We start from the raw sequence: 14322 nt of genomic DNA, 5'->3' as shown, positions 1-14322 counted from the left end.
CACCCGCCAGATCACCCCCTTGACCACCAGCCTCGGCTCCCGCATCCCCGCGCCATGGCCGTCTATACCGACATCACCGATGACGAACTCTCCGTCTTCCTGGAAGGCTACGACCTGGGCGCGCCGCTGGCGTTCAAGGGCATCGCCGAGGGCGTGGAGAACTCCAACTTCCTGCTGGAGACGGAGAAGGGTCGCTACATCCTGACCGTCTACGAGCGGCGGGTGAAGGCCGACGACCTGCCCTATTTCCTCAACATGCTGACCTGGCTGGCCGACAGGGGCTTTCCCAGCGCCCGGCCGATTCCGGATCGCAAGGGCGCCACGCTGGCGACCCTGCGCGGCAAGGCGGCGGCGATCGTCGAGTTCCTGCCCGGTCTGTCGGCGCGCCGTCCGACCGTCGCCCACTGCCGCGAGGCCGGCGAGGGCCTGGCCTGGCTGCACCTGGCCGGCGAGGGCTATCCTGGCCGCCGCGCCAACGACCTGGGCCAAACCGCCTGGGCCCCGCTGTTCGCCAAGCACCGCAAGGCGGCCGACGACCTGAAGCCCGGCCTGGCGACGACGATCGACAAGGACCTGGCCCAACTGGCCCTGATGTGGCCGCGGACCCTGCCGTCGGGCGTGATCCACGCCGACTACTTCCCCGACAACGTCTTCTTCCAGCCCAACGGCAAGTTCGCCGCCGCGATCGACTTCTACTTCGCCTGCGACGACGCCTACGCCTACGACGTGGCCGTGACCCTGAATGCCTGGTGCTTCGAGGCCGACGGCAGCTTCAACATCACCGCCGCCAAGGCGCTGCTGAACGGCTACGAGCGCCGCCGGCCGCTGAGCCCGGCCGAGAAGGAAGCCCTGCCGATCCTGGCGCGCGGCGCGGCCATGCGCTTCTTCCTGACCCGCCTGGCCGACTGGGGTTCGACGCCCGCCGGCGCGCTGGTCAAGCCCAAGGATCCGCTGGAATACGAGCGCAAGCTGGCCGTCCACCGCGAAGGGCTGACGCTGTTCGCATGACGCCCAAGGTCACGATCTACACCGACGGCGCCTGCAAGGGGAATCCGGGGCCGGGCGGCTGGGGCGCCATCCTGTTCTACGGCGACAAGAAGAAGGAAATCTGCGGCGGCGAGCCGGGGACGACCAACAACCGCATGGAGCTGATGGCCGCCATCCAGGCGCTGGAGCTGCTGAACCGGCCGTGCAAGGTCGAACTGCACACCGACAGCCAGTACGTCATGAAGGGCATCCAGGAGTGGATCCGGGGCTGGAAGGCGCGCGGCTGGAAGACGGCCGACAAGAGCCCGGTCAAGAACGACGACCTCTGGAAGCGGCTCGACGCCGCGCGCGAGCGGCACGACGTCGACTGGCGCTGGGTCAAGGGCCACGCCGGCCATCCGCTGAACGAACGCGCCGACGCCCTGGCCAACGAGGGCCTGCGCAAGGCCAATCCGCGCTTCGTCTAGGCGGCCAGCACACCCGGCTCGGCGCCGGTAGCGAAAGCCAGGCCCTCGTCCGCCCAGCCGGTGATCCCGCCGATCATCAGCTTCACCGGCCGGCCCAGCCGGGCCAGCTTCAGCGCCGCGCGGTCGGCGCCGTTGCAGTGCGGACCGGCGCAGTAGACGACGAACAAGGTGTCGGCCGGCCATTGCGCTATACGTGCGGCGGTCATGTCGACGTGACGCAGGTGGATCGCGCCGGGCACGTGGCGGCGGGCATAGGCTTCGGGCGAGCCGACGACGTGCAGCAGGACGAAATCGACCTGACCCGCCTTCATGGCGGCGGCGACGTCGGCGCAGTCGGTCTCCAGCGACAGGCGGGCGGCGAAGTGGGCGACGGCGACCTCGGACGCGGCGGCGGGGATCTCGGACACGAAGCTCATGGCGACTCTCCAGGTTGGACGCCGGAGACTTGCCCCACAGGGCCTCGGCGCGTTAGCTGGCGAGATCGACATTGACCGTAAAGATCATGCCAAACGATCCCTCCTCCGGGCCGCCGCGCGTCGTCGCCCTGGCCTATGACGGGCTCTGCACCTTCGAATACGGGGTGGCAGTCGAGCTGTTCGCCCTGCCCCGGCCCGAGATGGGGCCGGACTGGTACCGTTTCGCCACCGCCGCCGTGGAGCCGGGCGACCTGAAAGGCCTGGGCGGCGTGCGCGTCGTCGGCGACGGCGGGTTGGAGTTGCTGGACGGGGCCAGCGTGATCGTCGCGCCCGGCTGGCGCGGCCTGGACGCGCCCGTTCCCGCGCTGCTCCTCGACGCCCTGCGCGCGGCCCACGCCCGAGGAGCGCGGCTGATGTCGATCTGCTCCGGCGTCTTCGTGCTGGCGGCCACGGGCCTGCTGGACGGTCGGCGGGCCACCACGCACTGGCGCTACGCCGACGCGCTGCGCCAGCGTCATCCCGAGATCCAAGTTCAACCGGACGTGCTCTATGTCGACGAGGGCGACCTGTTGACCTCGGCCGGCAGCGCGGCGGGCATCGACCTGGGCTTGCACCTGATCCGCCGCGACTTCGGGCCCGAGGCAGCCAACGCCGTCGCGCGGCGCCTGGTCGTGCCGCCGCATCGCGACGGCGGCCAGGCCCAGTTCGTCCAACGGCCAGTACCCGTGGCGCACGAGGCTTCGCGCCTGGGGCCTGTGCTTGACAGCATGCGCGCCGACCTCGCGGGGACTCACACCATCAAGGCCCTGGCCTCCGCGACGGGCATGAGTGAGCGGACCTTTCTGCGGCGGTTCGAGGCCGCCACCGGCGACACCCCCGCCCGCTGGCTACTGGCCGAGCGGCTGAACCGGGCGCGGGACCTGCTGGAAACCTCGTCGGCCGGGATCGAGCAGGTCGCCGAAGCCGTCGGCCTGGGCGCCGCGGCGCTGCGCCATCACTTTCGCCGCCAGTTCTCGACCACGCCCGGCGCCTATCGCGCCCGGTTCGCCAGAACCTGAAGGAGGACGCTAGGCGACGGGGGCGTTCTCCCAGTGCGGTAGGATCCGGTCGAGGTTGAGCTCGATCCAGTCCGCCAGGCCCCGCACCTTCTCGGCGACCTCGGCCCCCAGCGGCGTCAGGCTGTATTCCACGTGCGGCGGCACGACCTTGTAGGCCACCCGCCGGACGAAGCCGTCCCCCTCCAGCTGCTGCAGGGTCTGGGCCAGCATGCGCTCGCTGACGCCGCCGATCGCGCGCCGCAGCTCTGAGAAGCGGCGCGTGCGGCCCTCCAGCGAGATCAGCACCAGGACGCCCCAGCTGCTGGTCACGTGCCGAAGCACTTCCCGCGACGGACAGCCCGGCGCCAGAAGATCGCCACGCGCCATCTTCTCGGACAGGGCCAGCTTCTCGTGCGACGCGGGGATCGAAGGGGTGCAATTTTCTTTCATGCTTACATTCATGTGGGTACTTACCGAAAGTAAGCAAGACGCCCAGATCCTTCCCGTCATCAACGGAGAACGAACATGACCATCGCCGTCACCGGATCCACCGGCCAACTGGGCCGCCTTGTCATCGAGAAACTGAAGGCCCGCGTCCCGGCCGGCGAGATCATCGCCCTGGCCCGCGATCCGGCCAAGGCGGCCGACCTGGTCCGCGTCGCCGACTACGCCAAGCCCGAGACCCTGGCGACCGCCCTCGCCGGCGTCGACACCCTGCTGCTGATCTCCAGCGACGCGGTCGGCCAGCGCGTGGCCCAGCACGCCGCCGTGATCGACGCCGCCAAGGCCGCCGGGGTGAAGCGGATCGCCTATACCAGCATCCTGCGCGGCGACGCCTCGCCGCTGGTCCTGGCTGACGAGCACAAGGCCACCGAAGCGCTGATCAAGGCCTCGGGCCTGACCTACGCGCTGCTGCGCAACGGCTGGTACACCGAGAACTACACGGGCTCGCTGGCCGGCGCCGTCGCGGCCGGGGCGATGATCGGCGCCTCGGGCGAGGGCAAGATCTCGGCCGCCCCGCGCGAGGACTACGCCGAGGCCGCCGCCGTGGTGATCTCGACGCCGGACACTGAAAGCCGCGTCTACGAACTGGCCGGCGACACGGCCTTCACGCGCGCCGAGCTGGCCGCCGAGGTCTCGCGCCAGACCGGCAAGACCATCCCGTACAACGACCTGCCCGAGGCCGAGTACGCCCGAATCCTGGAGAGCTTCGGCCTGCCGGCGCCGTTCGCGGCGGTCCTGGCCCAGTCGGACATCGGCGCGGCTCAAGGCGGCCTGTTCGACGACAGCCGGACGCTGTCGGGCCTGATCGGCCGTCCGACCACCCCGCTGGCCACCGCCGTCGCCGCGGCCTTGGCCGGCTGACGTCCGCGGGGCGGGACGCGACGAAGCTGTGGGCGGCTGACCGGGCGCGGCGGAAAACCCTCGCCAAGCGCGAGGCGGTTTGCCAAGCACCCTGGATGAAGCTCGTCGGCTACTATCGTGTCCCGCCCGTGAAGGGGATCTTCTTCAGCCCCGCCCAGGAGGAGCGCCTGCTGCTCTTGGGCTGCGCGGAGGTGTTCAGCGACCGGTGCCTGGCGTCCGGCGTTGTCCGCCCCGGCCTGGCGCGGGCCCTGGACGCCCTGGAGGACGGCGGCGCCCTGGCCGTGCCGACCTTCCATGCCTTGGGCGGCGACATGGCCGGCCTGGTCGACGCGGTGTTGAAGATTCACGCGCGCGGCCTGAACCTGATCGTCCAGCAGCCCGGGATCGACACCCGGACCGACCCCGGCTTCTTCGAGACCTGCCAGATGCTGGCCGGCTTCAGCCGCGAGCGTCCGATGGTTCGCGCCGCCGAAACGGCCCTGGTCGCCAAGGGCGCCAAGGCCGGCGGCATGAAGGGGCTGAAGGCCGAGGCGCCTCCGCCCCCCGAGGAAGACTAGACCTTCAGCCGATAGCCCGTCTTGAAGATCCACCAGACGGCCGTCAGGCAGACGGCCAGGAACACGGCGGTCATGCCCAGGCTGACGCCGACACCCACGTCCGACTGGCCGTAGAAGGCCCAGCGGAAGCCACTGATCAGATAGACCACCGGGTTGAACAGGGTGATCTTCTGCCAGACCGGCGGCAGCATCTTGATCGAGTAGAAGCTGCCGCCCAGGAAGGTCAGCGGCGTGACGATCAGGGCCGGCACGATCTGCAGCTTCTGGAAGTTGTCGGCCCAGACGCCGATCACGAAGCCGAACAGGCTGAAGGTCACCGCCGTCAGCACCAGGAACAGCAGCATCACGAACGGGTGGGCGATCTCGAACGGCACGAAGATCCGGGCCGTGGCCAGGATCAGCAAACCCAGGCAGATCGACTTGGTCGCCGCCGCCCCGACATAGCCCATCACCGTCTCGACCCACGACACCGGGGCCGACAGCAGTTCGTAGATCGTCCCGGCCCACTTGGGCATGTAGATGCCGAACGAGGCGTTGGAGATGCTCTCGCTGAGCAGCGACAGCATGATCAGACCCGGGATGATGAAGGCGCCATAGCTGACGCCGTCGATCGACTGCATGCGCGAGCCGATCGCCGAGCCGAACACCACGAAATAGAGGCTGGTCGAGATGACCGGCGCCAGGATGCTCTGCAGCAGGGTGCGGAACCACCGCGCCATCTCGAAGCGGTAGATGGCCTTGATCGCATACAGGTTCATTGCGGGGCCCTCACCAGGCTGACGAAGATGTCTTCCAGCGAGCTCTGGTCGGTCTTCAGGTCCTTGAACTCGACGCCGTGCTGGCCGAGGCGCTTGAGCAGGTCGGCGATGCCGGTGTCCTCGGCCTGGGCGTCGAAGGTGTAGACGAGGTCGACGCCCTCGTTGGCCAGGGCCAGGTGCGGGTCGGACAAGGCGGCCGGCAGCGCGGCCAGCGGCTCCTTCAGGTGCACGGTCAGCTGCTTCTTGCCCAGCTTGCGCATCAGGACGGTCTTGTCCTCGACGAGGATGATCTCGCCGCGGTTGATCACCCCGATCCGGTCGGCCATTTCCTCGGCCTCCTCGATATAGTGGGTGGTCAGGATGATGGTGACGCCGCTTTCGCGCAGCTGGCGGACCATCTCCCACATGTCGCGGCGCAGCTCGACGTCGACACCGGCGGTGGGCTCGTCCAGGAACAGGATGGTCGGCTCGTGGCTCAGCGCCTTGGCGATCATCACCCGGCGCTTCATGCCGCCCGACAGCGCCATGATCTTGCTGTCCTTCTTGTCCCACAGGGACAGGTCGCGAAGGATCTTCTCGATCAGGGCGTCGTTGCGCGGCTTGCCGAACAGGCCGCGCGAGAAGCTGACCGTGGCCCACACCGTCTCGAAGGCGTCGGTGTTCAGCTCCTGCGGCACCAGCCCGATCTTGCTCCGGGCGGCGCGGTAGTCCTTCACCACGTCGTGGCCGTCGGCCAGGACCAGGCCCTGGCTGGGGTTCACGATCCCGCAGATGATGCTGATCAGGGTGGTTTTGCCCGCCCCGTTCGGACCCAGCAGGGCGAAGATCTCGCCCTTGCGGATGTCCAGGTCGATCGTCTTGAGGGCCTGATGCCCCGACGCATAGGTCTTGGTCAGACCCTGTACCGATATGATGGAAGTCACGCCGTCTCCCCTAAACGCGACGATGCCCCAAGGGCGAGGCTCAGCGTCGCGCACGCCCTGCAAGGCCGCTGCCGCAGGCCTAAATGGTATCGCCGCCGCCCGATAACAGGGGGAGCCGCCGTGATCTGTCAGCAGGCGATCACGACGGGATCGCGCGCACCTTCAGCACCGCCCCGTCGACGGCGGTGACGACCACCTCCTGGCTGACGGCGGGGCCCGGCTCGTCGCTCTCGGCCGCCCAGTCCTTGCCGTCGACGAAGACCCGGCCACGGCCCTGCTCGAAGGCCGCCAGCACCTGGCCGCGCTGGCCGACCAGCCGCTGCAGCGGATCGTTGAGGTCGGGGTTCTTCGGCTCCAGCACCGGCCGCAGATAGCGCTTGGCCAGCAGGGTCGAGGCGATGGTCAGGCCCGCGAACAGGCCCAGTTCGACCAGCAGGCCCGGATGGACCAGCTGGGCGATCAGCCCGACCACGAAGGCGCTGGCGGCCGGCCACAGCAGCCAGCCCGTGCCGGTCGAGACCTCGACGGCCAGGAAGACGGCCGCGACCGCTAGCCATACCCAGAACGGATGCAAGGCGTAGAAGCCGCCCACGGCGTCCATGGCGTCAGGCTCCGCGCTTGCCGCCGGTCGGCGTCGCGGTCGACGCCCCGGAGGACGCGCCAGCCGCCGGACGGGACGGCGGCGAGCTGCGCGGCGCCTCCGCGCCCAGGCTCTTGATCAGCTCGCTGACGCCCGCCACCGTGCCGGTCAGGCCGGCGAAGTCGGCGGGAACGATGACCGTCTTCTGCTGCGGGCTGCGGGCCAGCTCGCCGAAGGCTTCCACGTACTTCTGGGCGATGAAGTAGTTGATGGCGTTGACGTCGCCCTTGGAGATGGCTTCCGAGACGAAGGCGGTCGCCTTGGCCTCGGCCTCGGCTTCCCGCTCGCGCGCCTCGGCGTCGCGGAAGGCGGCCTCGCGGCGGCCCTCGGCCTGCAGGATCGCCGACTGCTTGGAGCCCTCGGCGCGGGTGATGGCCGACTGCTTCTCGCCCTCGGCCTCGGTGATCACCGCGCGCTTCTCGCGCTCGGCCTTCATCTGGCGGGCCATGGCGTTGGTGATGTCCGGCGGCGGCGTGAGGTCCTTGATCTCGATGCGCGCCACCTTCACGCCCCAGGGGCCGGTAGCGTGGTCGATGGTCGAGAGCAGGCGAGTGTTGATCTGGTCGCGCTGAGACAGAACCTCGTCCAGCTCCAGCGAGCCGACGACGGTGCGCAGGTTGGTCTGAGCCAGCTGGGTGATGGCGTAGATCAGGTTGTCGACCCGATAGGCGGCGGCCGCCGCGTCCATCACCTGGATGAAGACGATGGCGTCGACCTTCACCGAGACGTTGTCCTTGGTGATGACCTCCTGCTGGGGCACCTCCAGGACCTGCTCCATCATGTTGACCTTGCGGCCGATGGTTTCGAAGAACGGCGTCAGGAAGGAGATGCCGGGCTTCAGCGTCCGCGTGTAGCGGCCGAAGCGCTCGACGGTGAATTCGCGTCCCTGGGGGACGATCTTGATCGCGCCAAACAGCAGCACGAACGCGAAGCCCAGGAAAATCAGAACGACGATGCCGCCCAAGACAGTGCTCCCAAGTAACTTGGGTGGAGCTTAGCGCGGCGTCTCGCCCTCCGCCACGGAATCCGGAGCCTTGCGAACCTGGCGCATGGTCTGGGAGAGCTTCAGGGCCAGGGCCTGGCCCCGGTGGGCCGCCTGCTGTTCGGCCTTGCGGCTCTCCTCGTCGCAGGTGGGGTACTGCCCCCGACGCGCGGCGAAGCCGGCGTTGAACCGATCACGCAGCTGGGCGTCGAAGGCCTCGTCGGCCTGCTCGACCTCGGCCACCCGCGCCATGCGCGCTCGCCAGTACTGGTCGGCCTCGCCCTGGCAGACCTGGCGCAGGGCGTGGCTTTCGCCCAGCGCACTGGCCAGATCCAGCAGCAGCTGGCGTCCGGCCGCGTCCCGCTCCTGGGCCAGGACGGGCGCGGCGACGAGGGCGGCCAGGACGACGCCAAGGAGGAACGGACGCGACATGGGACCCGTTATCGCCAAAGCCCCCGCGCCTGTCACGCGACCATGCTCGCGCACGCGCCGACGGCGCTCCGATCGATCGGCCAAGCTGGGGACAAGATGTCCCCCGGTGTCAAAAAAAGCTTTGTCGATAAAGGCCTTGCGATCGCCATGGTTCGGGTCTTTCCTGTGGATACTGCAAGGAGGTCTCCCCATGACTGAGGTGCATTATGGCGTTGTGCGCGTCGGCGATCGCTGGTCGATCATCGGCGACAATCTGCGGTTCGGCGCCTACGAAACGCTGGGCGAAGCCCGCGCCGCCGTTCATCGCCTGGCCGAGCATCCGGCTGGCCTCGGCCTGCCGGTCATGATGCACGTGCAGGAAGAAGACTGGATCCTGCCCGGCCCCACCGCCCTGGCCTAGCGACGGCCCCTTACGCGGCGAGACTCTTCGCGCTCACCCGAGGGTGGTCGTGAAGAGTCTCGCCGTCGACGGGAAACTAAGCCGTTCCCCGCGCGCTTAAGCATTCGAAAGCGTCACCGGGAGACAAGCATGACCGCGTTCGCCCGCATCGTCCGCAGCGCCATCGAGGGCGACGCGGCCCCGCCCTACGCCACCAACCGCCTGCTGGCGGCCCTGCGGCCCGACACCCTGACCGAGCTGTCGCAGTTTCTCGTGCTGGTCGACCTGCCGCTGGACGCCGTGCTGTTCGACGCCGGCGACGACGTCGAACACACCTATCTGCCCTGCGGCCCCACCCAGGTGTCGCTGCTGGTGGTCACGTCGGACGGCCAGGAGATCGAGGCGGCCAGCATCGGCTTCGAGGGCGCGATCGGCGGGGTGGTCAGCGCCGGCTTCAAGCCCGCCTATGGCCGCGCCGTGGTCCGGGTGCCAGGCCGCGCGTTCTGCATCCCCACGGCGAGACTCGAGGACATCAAGACCCGTCAGCCCGCCGTGGCCGACCTGTTCGATCGCGCCGCCGACGTGTTCATCGCCCAGATGATGCAGGTCGCCGCCTGCAACGCCCTGCACCCGATCGAGCAGCGCGCCTGCCGCTGGCTGCTGTTCGCCCACGATCGCTCGGGCGACGAGCCGATCCGCCTGACCCAGGAAACCCTGGCCCAGATGCTGGGCGTGCAGCGCACCACGATCAGCGCCGTCGCCCGCGTCCTGCAGGACGCCGGCGTCATCGACATCGGTCGCGGCAAGGTCACGGTGCTGGACCGCCCGGCCCTGGAAAAACGCGCCTGCGAATGCCACGAGGCGGTCGAAAACCACTTCCGCCGGGTGCTGCCGAAGGCGGAAGGCTAGGTCCGACAGGCGCTGGCCCGGTCCAGCGCCGCCTCCGCGTCACGGACGAGTCGCGCCACGATGTCGCCAGCCGGCGGCACGTCGCGAATTCCGCCGGCGCTCTGGCCCATGGCGAAGCAGGACTTGTCGGGATCCAGGCCCTCGATCTGGCCGCCGATACCGCCCATCGCTCCGTTCCCGATCGAGACCATGGCCTGTTGCGGGAACGGCTGGATGTCGGCCGGCCGGCTCTCCCAGTCGTCGACATAGGGGTTCTTGCGCACCCGCATCGGCTTGCCCGAATAGCAGCGGGTGCGGACGGTGTCCTCGTCGGCCGCCTCGACCACCGCCTGGCGGTAGAGGTCTCCCGCGTGCGCCTCGCGCGAGGCGATGAAGCGGGTGCCCATCCAGACGCCCTGGGCGCCCAGGGCCAGGGCCGCCGCCAGGCCTCGGCCATCATAGAGCCCGCCGGCCGCGACGACCGGGATCTTCACCGCCTCCACCGCCTGGGCGACCAGCGGCAGGGTTCCGACCAGCCCCGTGTGGCCGCCGCCTTCGCCGCCCTGGCAGATGACCGCATCGCAGCCGGCCTGCTCGGCCTTCACGGCATGCTTCACCGCGCCACAGACGACCATGACCTTGAGGCCGGCCGTCTTCAGCCGTTCGATGATTGGCAGGGGCACACCCAGGCCGGCGATGAAGGAGGACGCGCCCTCGGCGATGATGACCTCGACGCTGGCGGTCAAGGCGTCGGGCGTGGCGGCCAGCAGGTCGACGCCGAACGGCCTGTCGGTGAGCGTTCTGACCTCGCGCATCTGGTCGCGGATGAAGTCCGGCGAGGTCCCGGCCATGCCCAACACGCCGTAGCCGCCGGCGTTCGACACCGCCGCCGCCAGCGGCGCGTACGACACCCCGCCCATGCCGGCCAGCAGGATCGGGTGCTCGATGTCCAGAAGATCGCAGAGCGGCGTGCGCAGGCCCATGGCCGTTCCTCCCGTTGTTTTCCGGGAGGATTTCCCTCGGCTCGCGACGCGGCAAGCGTGCCGCGAGGTTAGCGGTCCTTGACCAGCTCCGCCTCGACGTCCGTCTCGCAGGTCCAGAAGCAGCTGGCCATGGCCGTCAGGACCAAGGCGATCAGGGTCAGGAAGCCACGCGGCGGGGCCAGGCCGACAACGTCTTGGGGCGTCATCTCTCTCGTTTCCTCGTCGGCGCCCAGATCTGATGTCCAGGCTGCCAGACGAAAAGCTTCTCACCGCGCGCACGGTTCCGCAAGAGGCTGTTTTACAACGCCTTTTACTGGACGACAGAGTCCAAGAAAGGAAGCGCTAGAAAATCGAGTATCCGCCGTCGATCACAAGCGTGGTGCCGGAGTGGTAGCTGGACGCGTCCGAGGCCAGGTAGACGGCCATGCCACCGAAGTCGTCAGGCTCGCCCCAGCGGCGCGCCGGAACGCGGGGAATGACCTTGTCGGCGAAGGCCGAATTGGCCTGGGCCCCGGCCGTCATGTCGGTGGCGATCCAGCCCGGCAGGATGGCATTGGCGCGCACGCCGTAACGGGCGTGCTCGACGGCGACCGACTTGATCATCGAGATCACCGCGCCCTTGGTGGCGGCATAGGCTTCGTTGCGGGCCGCGCCCTCGATGGCGGCCAGCGAGGCGACGCCGACCAGCGAGCCGCCCGGATCACCGGCCTTGGCTCGCTCGACCATGTGGCGGCAGGCCTCGCGCAGGGTGAAGAAGACACCGTCCAGATTGACCGACAGCACCTTGCGATAGACCTCGGTCTTCATCTCGACGAACGAGGGCGAGCCATAGCCGACGCCGGCGTTGGCGAAGACGGCGTCGACCCGGCCCATGGCGGCCACGGCCTCCTCCATGCCCTCGCGGACCTGGTCCTCGTCGGCGACGTCGACCGTCTGGGCCTTCACGCGGACGCCCAGGTTGGTCAGTTCGGTCTCGGCGGCGAGGTTGCGCTCGGGGTTGGAGCCCCAGATCACGATGTCGGCCCCGGCCTGGGCCATCGCCTTGGCCATCCCTAAGCCGATGCCGCGATTGCCGCCGGTGACCAGGGCGACCTTGCCCGACAGATTGAACGGCGCGTAGGCCATGGCGAACCTCCCCTTCTCATTGAACGCTTGTTTGAAGGAGAGGCGTTGACGCGCCGTCGGTCAAGAGCCCCAGAAGTGGAAGGCCTGCCAGCCGTCGCGGATGGCCGGGCGCGAGACGCCAAGCAGGTCGGTGATCGTCAGGGCCAGGCCGAAGATGAAGTCGCTGACGCCCGGGACCCAGAAGATCAGGGCGAACAGCAGCAGGAAGCCGACCCGCTCGACCTTGATCATCCGGTCGCGGACGCCGTCCGGCAGGAACGGCCGGATCACCCCATAGCCGTCCAGGCCCGGGATGGGCAGCAGGTTCAACACCAGGGCGCTAGCTTGCAGGAAGGCCAGCATCGCCAGGGCGTCGCGCAGCGGGGTCGAGACGACGAACGGCAGGGCCAGCGCCAGGACCACCAGAACGCAGAGCGTCCCCAGCGGCCCGGCCAGCGAGGCCAGCGACCGCCAGCCCCTGGACCGCATCAGATCCTCGCGCAGATAGACCGCCCCGCCAGGAAAGCCGATGCCGCCTAACGCCAGAGCGATCAGTGGGAAGACGATGGTCGTGACGAGATCCGAGTATTTCAACGGGTCGAGCGTCAGGTAGCCCTTCTCGACGATGGTCGTGTCGCCGGCCTTGTGGGCGACGAAGGCGTGGCCGAACTCGTGGACGCCGACGCTCAGCACCCAGGTCGCGGCGACGAAGGCGAAGGTGAAGACGCCCGCCGGCGGCAGCTCGGCGGCCACGGCCCAGCCCAGCCCCACGCAGGCGGCGATCAGGATGAGGGCGTTGGGGCTGATCGGGGCGCGGGGCGCGCGGGTTTCGATGACGGTCATGGGATGGATGTCGTGGAACTTGGCCGGCGGCGCAAGCGCCTCTCCTCCCCCAGTGTTACTGGCCGAACCGCTCATACGCCTCGGCGATCACCCGCCGCGTCTCGTCCCATTCGACCAGGGCCATGGCCTCGTCCAGCGTGACGAACCGGGCGTCGGCCGCGTCGTCGCCGGCCACGGGCTCGCCCGACGTCCAGCCCGCGGCATAGTCGATCATCACGTAGTGACGGGTGATCTCCCCACCCGGCCTGGCCGGAAAGACCCCGTCGACCACATCCAGCAGGCCCATCAGTTCGGCCTCGACGCCGGTTTCTTCCTTCAGTTCGCGCAAAGCGGCGACCGCGAGGGTCTCGCCCCATTCCAGCCGACCGCCCGGCAGGCTCCATTGGTTCAGCCGGGGCGGCTGGCCGCGCCGGATCAGCAGCACCTCGCTCCCCTTCAGGCAGACGACGCCGACGGTCGGGACCGGGTGGTTCATGGCCAGACCCTTCAAGGAAACCCGACCCTCAGATCGACGCTGGAGCGTTGACCGATACAGCCGCCGCATTCGGTCAGCCAGGCCTCGGCCGCCGTCCGCCCGCGTTCCTTGAGATCGCTCAAGAAGCTCCACTCGGTATTGAACTTGGTCGACAGCGACAGATCCGCCAGCGGCTTGTCGGCGGTGATGGCGTGGACCAGCATCCGGCGATAGCGCCCCCGGGCGTTGTCCTTCAGCAGCCCCTCATCCAGCAGCTTCTGCACGAAGCCGATGGCCCGCAGCTCCGAGGCCAGCGAGGCGTTGAAGGTGATCTCGTTCAGTCGGTCCATGATCTCGCCCGGCGTCTTGGGCGTCTCCTCGCGGACGAAAGGGTTCAGGCTGACGATCAGGATGTCGTCGGGGGTGTCGTCATAGAACAGCGGCCACAGCGGCGGGTTGGCTAGGAAGCCCCCGTCCCAATAGGGCTCGCCGTCGATCTCCACGGCCTGGAACAGCTGCGGCAGGCAGGCGCTGGCCATGATGTGGCGGGCGGTCAACTCGGTCTCGCGGAAGATCCGGGCCTTGCTGGTCCGGATCGCCGTGGCCGAGATATAGAGCTTCAGCAGACTCTTCTCGCGGATCTGCTTGAAGGTGATCTCGGCTTCCAGCGTGTCGTGCAGCGGGTTCAGGTTGAACGGGTTGAACTCGTAGGGGCTGAACGACAGCGCCAGGGTCTCGGCCATCCGCCAGCCGGGCGTGTTCTTCAGCCAGTCGGCGCCGTTGCCGAAGGCGCCCCCGAACGCGCTGGTCCAGATCGAGGTGTCGCCGAAGACGTTGCGGCCGCCCTGGCGGTTGACCTGTTTCCAGAACGAGTCGAGGCGCTTGCGGGCGCCCGCCTTGCCGTCGTCGATCAGGCCCTGGGCCAGGCAGACCGCGTTCATCGCCCCGGCCGAGGCGGCGGTGACGGCCTTGATCTCGAGATCGTCCTCCTCGAGCAGTCGGTCGAGGATGCCCCACTCGAATGCCCCGTGGGCGCCGCCGCCCTGCAGGGCTAGACTCAGGCCCTTGGGACCGGACGGCTTCTTCTTGAACGGTGGAATGGGCATG

General features: G+C 68.9%; 20 protein-coding genes. 7 read left to right on the top strand and 13 right to left on the bottom strand.

Annotated features, from left to right (window positions below):
- The first annotated feature begins 54 nt into the window (after window positions 1-54).
- Both thrB and rnhA read left to right on the top strand, forming a co-directional pair.
- Window positions 55-1008 (top strand): homoserine kinase, encoded by a 954-nt coding sequence (thrB, locus tag MZV50_RS02180; RefSeq protein WP_252632797.1) that lies wholly within the window; start codon window positions 55-57, stop codon window positions 1006-1008.
- Window positions 1005-1454, top strand: a complete 450-nt coding sequence (gene rnhA / locus MZV50_RS02175; RefSeq protein ID WP_223392091.1) for a ribonuclease HI — start codon at window positions 1005-1007, stop codon at window positions 1452-1454. The genes thrB and rnhA overlap by 4 nt, the downstream gene beginning before the upstream one ends.
- Here the strand turns inward: rnhA and MZV50_RS02170 are convergent.
- A complete protein-coding gene (locus MZV50_RS02170; RefSeq protein WP_252632796.1) occupies window positions 1451-1870 on the bottom strand; it encodes a rhodanese-like domain-containing protein in 420 nt (139 codons plus the stop codon). The two genes, rnhA and MZV50_RS02170, sit on opposite strands and share 4 nt — an antisense overlap.
- A gap of 86 nt (window positions 1871-1956) precedes the next feature.
- Between MZV50_RS02170 and ftrA the strand changes: the two genes are divergently transcribed.
- Window positions 1957-2928 carry a transcriptional regulator FtrA gene (gene ftrA, locus MZV50_RS02165; protein WP_252632795.1) on the top strand — a complete coding sequence of 324 codons (972 nt, stop codon included), beginning with the start codon at window positions 1957-1959 and terminating at the stop codon, window positions 2926-2928.
- A 9-nt stretch (window positions 2929-2937) separates the two neighbouring features.
- Here ftrA and MZV50_RS02160 read toward each other — a convergent pair whose 3' ends face one another.
- On the bottom strand, window positions 2938-3357 hold the full coding sequence (locus MZV50_RS02160) for a winged helix-turn-helix transcriptional regulator (RefSeq protein ID WP_436792200.1): 420 nt from the start codon (window positions 3355-3357) through the stop codon (window positions 2938-2940).
- A 75-nt stretch (window positions 3358-3432) separates the two neighbouring features.
- Here MZV50_RS02160 and MZV50_RS02155 point away from each other — a divergent pair, with 75 nt between their 5' ends.
- Both MZV50_RS02155 and MZV50_RS02150 read left to right on the top strand, forming a co-directional pair.
- Window positions 3433-4272, top strand: coding sequence for an SDR family oxidoreductase (locus MZV50_RS02155; RefSeq protein ID WP_252632794.1), 840 nt, complete (start codon window positions 3433-3435; stop codon window positions 4270-4272).
- A 95-nt stretch (window positions 4273-4367) separates the two neighbouring features.
- Window positions 4368-4829, top strand: coding sequence for a recombinase family protein (locus MZV50_RS02150; protein WP_252632793.1), 462 nt, complete (start codon window positions 4368-4370; stop codon window positions 4827-4829).
- Here the strand turns inward: MZV50_RS02150 and MZV50_RS02145 are convergent.
- The 5 genes from MZV50_RS02145 to MZV50_RS02125 form a co-directional block, all read right to left on the bottom strand.
- Window positions 4826-5587, bottom strand: a complete 762-nt coding sequence (locus MZV50_RS02145; RefSeq protein ID WP_252632792.1) for an ABC transporter permease — start codon at window positions 5585-5587, stop codon at window positions 4826-4828. The two genes, MZV50_RS02150 and MZV50_RS02145, sit on opposite strands and share 4 nt — an antisense overlap.
- Complete coding sequence (locus MZV50_RS02140; protein ID WP_252635154.1) at window positions 5584-6534, bottom strand: ABC transporter ATP-binding protein; 951 nt, start codon at window positions 6532-6534, stop codon at window positions 5584-5586. Before MZV50_RS02140 ends, MZV50_RS02145 begins: the two co-directional genes overlap by 4 nt.
- Window positions 6535-6649: 115 nt before the next feature.
- Window positions 6650-7111 (bottom strand): NfeD family protein, encoded by a 462-nt coding sequence (locus MZV50_RS02135; protein ID WP_252632791.1) that lies wholly within the window; start codon window positions 7109-7111, stop codon window positions 6650-6652.
- Window positions 7112-7115: 4 nt separating this feature from the next.
- Window positions 7116-8114: an SPFH domain-containing protein gene (locus MZV50_RS02130; RefSeq protein WP_252632790.1), complete on the bottom strand. Its 999-nt coding sequence runs from the start codon at window positions 8112-8114 to the stop codon at window positions 7116-7118.
- Window positions 8115-8144: 30 nt separating this feature from the next.
- On the bottom strand, window positions 8145-8564 hold the full coding sequence (locus MZV50_RS02125; RefSeq protein WP_252632789.1) for a TIGR02301 family protein: 420 nt from the start codon (window positions 8562-8564) through the stop codon (window positions 8145-8147).
- Window positions 8565-8754: 190 nt separating this feature from the next.
- Here MZV50_RS02125 and MZV50_RS02120 point away from each other — a divergent pair, with 190 nt between their 5' ends.
- On the top strand, window positions 8755-8964 hold the full coding sequence (locus tag MZV50_RS02120; protein ID WP_252632788.1) for a hypothetical protein: 210 nt from the start codon (window positions 8755-8757) through the stop codon (window positions 8962-8964).
- A 129-nt stretch (window positions 8965-9093) separates the two neighbouring features.
- Window positions 9094-9852: a Crp/Fnr family transcriptional regulator gene (locus tag MZV50_RS02115; RefSeq protein WP_252632787.1), complete on the top strand. Its 759-nt coding sequence runs from the start codon at window positions 9094-9096 to the stop codon at window positions 9850-9852.
- Here the strand turns inward: MZV50_RS02115 and MZV50_RS02110 are convergent.
- The 6 genes from MZV50_RS02110 to MZV50_RS02085 form a co-directional block, all read right to left on the bottom strand.
- A complete protein-coding gene (locus MZV50_RS02110) occupies window positions 9849-10814 on the bottom strand; it encodes an NAD(P)H-dependent flavin oxidoreductase (RefSeq protein ID WP_252632786.1) in 966 nt (321 codons plus the stop codon). The genes MZV50_RS02115 and MZV50_RS02110 overlap by 4 nt on opposite strands.
- Window positions 10815-10882: 68 nt before the next feature.
- Window positions 10883-11020, bottom strand: coding sequence for a hypothetical protein (locus MZV50_RS02105; RefSeq protein ID WP_252632785.1), 138 nt, complete (start codon window positions 11018-11020; stop codon window positions 10883-10885).
- 136 nt (window positions 11021-11156) lie between these two features.
- The gene (locus MZV50_RS02100; protein WP_252632784.1) at window positions 11157-11939 is read right to left on the bottom strand and encodes an SDR family NAD(P)-dependent oxidoreductase; all 783 of its coding nucleotides are present in this window, start codon (window positions 11937-11939) and stop codon (window positions 11157-11159) included.
- Between the two features lie 60 nt (window positions 11940-11999).
- Window positions 12000-12761 carry a site-2 protease family protein gene (locus MZV50_RS02095; RefSeq protein WP_252632783.1) on the bottom strand — a complete coding sequence of 254 codons (762 nt, stop codon included), beginning with the start codon at window positions 12759-12761 and terminating at the stop codon, window positions 12000-12002.
- A 55-nt stretch (window positions 12762-12816) separates the two neighbouring features.
- Complete coding sequence (locus MZV50_RS02090; protein ID WP_252632782.1) at window positions 12817-13236, bottom strand: NUDIX hydrolase; 420 nt, start codon at window positions 13234-13236, stop codon at window positions 12817-12819.
- 11 nt (window positions 13237-13247) lie between these two features.
- A complete protein-coding gene (locus MZV50_RS02085; protein WP_252632781.1) occupies window positions 13248-14321 on the bottom strand; it encodes a patatin-like phospholipase family protein in 1074 nt (357 codons plus the stop codon).
- Window position 14322 lies beyond the last annotated feature (1 nt).

It is taken from the genome of Caulobacter segnis, from assembly GCF_023935105.1.
Classification (GTDB): Bacteria; Pseudomonadota; Alphaproteobacteria; order Caulobacterales; family Caulobacteraceae; genus Caulobacter; species Caulobacter segnis_B.
This window is presented reverse-complemented; position numbering and strand designations above follow the sequence as displayed.

Coding starts and splice junctions, on each gene's coding strand:
- MZV50_RS02150 (WP_252632793.1), top strand. CDS start 4,368: ATGAAGCTCGTCGGCTACTATCGTGTCCCGCCCGTGAAGGGGATCTTC.
- MZV50_RS02115 (WP_252632787.1), top strand. CDS start 9,094: ATGACCGCGTTCGCCCGCATCGTCCGCAGCGCCATCGAGGGCGACGCG.
- ftrA (WP_252632795.1), top strand. CDS start 1,957: ATGCCAAACGATCCCTCCTCCGGGCCGCCGCGCGTCGTCGCCCTGGCC.
- MZV50_RS02120 (WP_252632788.1), top strand. CDS start 8,755: ATGACTGAGGTGCATTATGGCGTTGTGCGCGTCGGCGATCGCTGGTCG.
- MZV50_RS02135 (WP_252632791.1), bottom strand. CDS start 7,111: ATGGACGCCGTGGGCGGCTTCTACGCCTTGCATCCGTTCTGGGTATGG.
- MZV50_RS02155 (WP_252632794.1), top strand. CDS start 3,433: ATGACCATCGCCGTCACCGGATCCACCGGCCAACTGGGCCGCCTTGTC.
- MZV50_RS02170 (WP_252632796.1), bottom strand. CDS start 1,870: ATGAGCTTCGTGTCCGAGATCCCCGCCGCCGCGTCCGAGGTCGCCGTC.
- thrB (WP_252632797.1), top strand. CDS start 55: ATGGCCGTCTATACCGACATCACCGATGACGAACTCTCCGTCTTCCTG.
- MZV50_RS02095 (WP_252632783.1), bottom strand. CDS start 12,761: ATGACCGTCATCGAAACCCGCGCGCCCCGCGCCCCGATCAGCCCCAAC.
- MZV50_RS02160 (WP_436792200.1), bottom strand. CDS start 3,357: ATGAAAGAAAATTGCACCCCTTCGATCCCCGCGTCGCACGAGAAGCTG.
- MZV50_RS02090 (WP_252632782.1), bottom strand. CDS start 13,236: ATGAACCACCCGGTCCCGACCGTCGGCGTCGTCTGCCTGAAGGGGAGC.
- MZV50_RS02110 (WP_252632786.1), bottom strand. CDS start 10,814: ATGGGCCTGCGCACGCCGCTCTGCGATCTTCTGGACATCGAGCACCCG.
- MZV50_RS02145 (WP_252632792.1), bottom strand. CDS start 5,587: ATGAACCTGTATGCGATCAAGGCCATCTACCGCTTCGAGATGGCGCGG.
- MZV50_RS02085 (WP_252632781.1), bottom strand. CDS start 14,321: ATGCCCATTCCACCGTTCAAGAAGAAGCCGTCCGGTCCCAAGGGCCTG.
- MZV50_RS02100 (WP_252632784.1), bottom strand. CDS start 11,939: ATGGCCTACGCGCCGTTCAATCTGTCGGGCAAGGTCGCCCTGGTCACC.
- rnhA (WP_223392091.1), top strand. CDS start 1,005: ATGACGCCCAAGGTCACGATCTACACCGACGGCGCCTGCAAGGGGAAT.
- MZV50_RS02125 (WP_252632789.1), bottom strand. CDS start 8,564: ATGTCGCGTCCGTTCCTCCTTGGCGTCGTCCTGGCCGCCCTCGTCGCC.
- MZV50_RS02105 (WP_252632785.1), bottom strand. CDS start 11,020: ATGACGCCCCAAGACGTTGTCGGCCTGGCCCCGCCGCGTGGCTTCCTG.